The sequence below is a fragment of the Streptomyces sp. BR123 genome, from assembly GCF_013401435.1.
In the GTDB taxonomy this organism is placed as follows: Bacteria; Actinomycetota; Actinomycetes; order Streptomycetales; family Streptomycetaceae; genus Streptomyces.
In genome coordinates this window covers 1-3,201 of the sequence record NZ_JACBGN010000485.1, presented here as the reverse complement: position 1 = coordinate 3,201, position 3,201 = coordinate 1, and the positions used below count along the sequence as shown (strand labels likewise).

Annotated in this window: 4 protein-coding genes; all 4 read left to right on the top strand. The window is 74.4% G+C overall.

Annotated features, from left to right (window positions below; all coding sequences use genetic code 11):
* The coding region (locus HYE82_RS38755) for an HPP family protein (protein WP_256988154.1) at positions 1-333 on the top strand (333 nt) is incomplete at its 5' end.
* A gap of 711 nt (positions 334-1,044) precedes the next feature.
* Positions 1,045-1,188 carry a hypothetical protein gene (locus tag HYE82_RS37395; RefSeq protein WP_218783419.1) on the top strand — a complete coding sequence of 48 codons (144 nt, stop codon included), beginning with the start codon at positions 1,045-1,047 and terminating at the stop codon, positions 1,186-1,188.
* A 250-nt stretch (positions 1,189-1,438) separates the two neighbouring features.
* Complete coding sequence (recA, locus tag HYE82_RS35350; RefSeq protein ID WP_179178325.1) at positions 1,439-2,557, top strand: recombinase RecA; 1,119 nt, start codon at positions 1,439-1,441, stop codon at positions 2,555-2,557.
* Positions 2,439-3,128, top strand: a complete 690-nt coding sequence (gene recX, locus HYE82_RS35345) for a recombination regulator RecX (protein ID WP_179178326.1) — start codon at positions 2,439-2,441, stop codon at positions 3,126-3,128. Before recA ends, recX begins: the two co-directional genes overlap by 119 nt.
* The last annotated feature ends 73 nt before the right edge of the window (positions 3,129-3,201 follow it).

Sequence of the window (3,201 nt, the reverse complement as noted above, 5' to 3'; positions counted from 1 at the left end):
CTCGGGGCCGGGGCGGCCGTGGGGCTCATGACCCTGGCCCGCACCCCGCATTCACCTGCTGCCGCCACGACCGTCGTGGTGGTGCTCCAGGCTCCGCAGCCGGAGGTCTTCGTGCCGCTGCTGGCGGGCGCGGCCCTGCTGCTGGTCCTGGCCGGAACGGCGGCCTCCCGCGCCCGGGCCGGCGCGGTGCGCTACCCCGTGTTCTGGTGGCGCGAGCCGGTCCCTTCGGGCGGCCGCCCGGACCCCGGTCGTCCGCATGCCGGCCGGCGCGGGCGGGGTCGTCGGCTGCTGCCGGGCCGCCGGGCCACCGGGACCGGGCGTGGTCAGGCATGACGACCGCGCCGGATTCCTGACGCGGGTCGAGGCGGCGCTCCGCGGAGACCCGCGCGTTGCGCCTGCCGTCGGGAAATGCTGCCCGCCGCCCCGGCGGTGCCCAGAGAATCGAATGCGTTGATGCGAGGGGGCGGGGCGCCCGTCGCCGCTTCCGGCGGCGCCCGGGCGGATCGTGGCCTATGCGGAACGGAATGGGAGGGGTCTTCGTGGCGCACGGACGTGACGTCCAAGGAGTCGCAGCCGACGGCCAGCCCCTGCCGACATGCGCGCTGGCCCGGGAGTCCGGGCGGGCCCGGCGGCTCCTCGCCGCCGGACAGTGGCGTCCCGCCCGGGCGGACGCCGAGGCGGCAGCCGCCGTCCTGGCCCGCCTCGCCGCCCCGCTTCCGGCCCGGCGGCCCGCGACGGCGCGGGTACGGGCCGCGGACCGGGACCGGCGGCTCCAGCGCATCCTGCGCACCGCCCTCCACCACCTCGATGCCGGTGCCGTCAGCCCGCCCGCCGCAGTCCTCCCGGCCGGCGTCGCGCGGGCCCTCCTGCCCTGGTACGCCGTCCCGAGCCCGTCGGCTGCGGCGGCCGCCCCGCGATACGGGCGCGCCCCGGGGGCGTCGGCCGACGCGGTGGCGCCGCCGACCGGGGCGGGCGAGGCCCTGCTCCCCGGGCTGGTCGAGCTGTTCGCCGCCCTGGCCGCGGCGGGCCCGTCCGCTGCCGGGGGTGCGGGGGTGCGGGGGCGCGGACGGCCCGTGGGCGGCGGCCTGCGACTGGCGCCGGGTCGCCCTGGGCTGCTCCTGCGGGGTGGTGAACCGCAGCCACGGCCTCGGCCTCTCCGAGGTGTGGCTCCTGCTGCCGGATGTGTGACCGGGCACAGCAGGCCGCCCGTCAGGGGCGGCCGCGGTGCTCCGCGCGGCCCGCTCACGCGCTCACGGGTGACCGAAACGCCTGGTCATGGAGGTGCCTGCCGGGCCGCGGGAGTCCGGCTTGACAGGGAAATCGAACATCCATTCTGATTGGTTATCCACAGCCGAACCGGCGCGGCGGCGCATTGTCAGTGGCAGGCGTTAGCGTCAATGGCGTGAAGCGATCGACTCAAGCAAACCGGGTGGAACCCATGGCAGGCACCGACCGCGAGAAGGCTCTCGACGCCGCTCTCGCACAGATTGAACGGCAATTCGGCAAGGGTGCGGTCATGCGCCTCGGCGACCGGCCGAACGAGCCCATCGAGGTCATCCCCACCGGGTCGACCGCCCTCGACATCGCCCTCGGCGTCGGCGGCCTGCCGCGCGGCCGCGTCGTCGAGATCTACGGTCCGGAGTCCTCCGGCAAGACCACCCTGACCCTGCACGCCGTGGCCAACGCGCAGAAGGCCGGCGGCACCGTGGCCTTCGTGGACGCCGAGCACGCGCTCGACCCGGAGTACGCGCGGGCCCTCGGCGTCGACACCGACAACCTGATCCTGTCTCAGCCGGACACCGGTGAGCAGGCCCTGGAGATCGTGGACATGCTGGTCCGCTCCGGCGCCCTCGACCTCATCGTCATCGACTCCGTCGCCGCCCTCGTGCCGCGGGCGGAGATCGAGGGCGAGATGGGCGACTCGCACGTCGGCCTCCAGGCCCGCCTGATGAGCCAGGCCCTCCGCAAGATCACCAGCGCGCTCAACCAGTCCAAGACCACCGCGATCTTCATCAACCAGCTCCGCGAGAAGATCGGCGTCATGTTCGGCTCCCCGGAGACCACCACCGGTGGCCGGGCGCTGAAGTTCTACGCCTCGGTGCGCATCGACATCCGCCGCATCGAGACCCTGAAGGACGGCACGGAGGCGGTCGGCAACCGCACCCGCTGCAAGATCGTCAAGAACAAGGTCGCGCCGCCCTTCAAGCAGGCCGAGTTCGACATCCTCTACGGCCAGGGCATCAGCCGCGAGGGCGGTCTGATCGACATGGGCGTGGAGCACGGCTTCATCCGCAAGGCCGGCGCCTGGTACACGTACGAGGGCGACCAGCTCGGCCAGGGCAAGGAGAACGCCCGCAACTTCCTGAAGGACAACCCGGACCTCGCGAACGAGATCGAGCGGAAGATCAAGGAGAAGCTCGGCGTCGGTGTCCGCAAGGGTGCTCAGCCCGGCGAGACCTCCGCGGAGGAGACGGCCGCCGGCGACGGCGAGGCCAAGAGCGTTCCCGTCCCGGCGGCGAAGGCGAAGGCGGCCAAGACCGCCGCTGCCAAGAGCTGACCCGATGCGGGAACACGAAGGGGGCGACGGCTCCGGCACGACGAGGGCCGAGCCGGAGCCGCCGCCCCAGAGCCCCGAGGAACAGGCGCGGGCGATCTGCCTGCGCCTGCTCACCGGGATGCCGCGCACCCGGCGCCAGCTCGCGGACGCCCTGGCCAAACGGGGCATCGCCGAGGAGGTGGCGCAGGAGGTCCTCTCCCGGTTCGAGGAGGTGGGCCTGATCGACGACGCCGCCTTCGCCGGCGCCTGGGTCGAGTCGCGCCACCGCGGCCGGGGCCTCGCCCGCAGGGCCCTCGCCCAGGAACTGCGGACCAAGGGGGTGCAGGCCTCCCTCGTCCAGGAGGCCCTGGAGCAGCTGGACTCCGAGCAGGAGGAGCAGACCGCCCGCGAACTCGTCGAGCGCAAGCTCCGCGCCACCCGGGGCCTGGACCGGGAGAAGCGGATCCGTCGCCTGGCCGGGATGCTCGCCCGCAAGGGATACCCGGAGGGCATGGCCCTGCGCGTGGTGCGCCGCGCCCTGGAGGCCGAGGGCGAGGACATCGACGAGGAACTGGGGTACCCGGGCAGCTGACCGCGCTCTCCCGCTCGCCCGCCGCTCTCGCGACCCGTTCTCGCGGGCCGGAGCCGGGCCGGGGGACGGGGCC

Coding starts and splice junctions, on each gene's coding strand:
- recA (WP_179178325.1), top strand. CDS start 1,439: ATGGCAGGCACCGACCGCGAGAAGGCTCTCGACGCCGCTCTCGCACAG.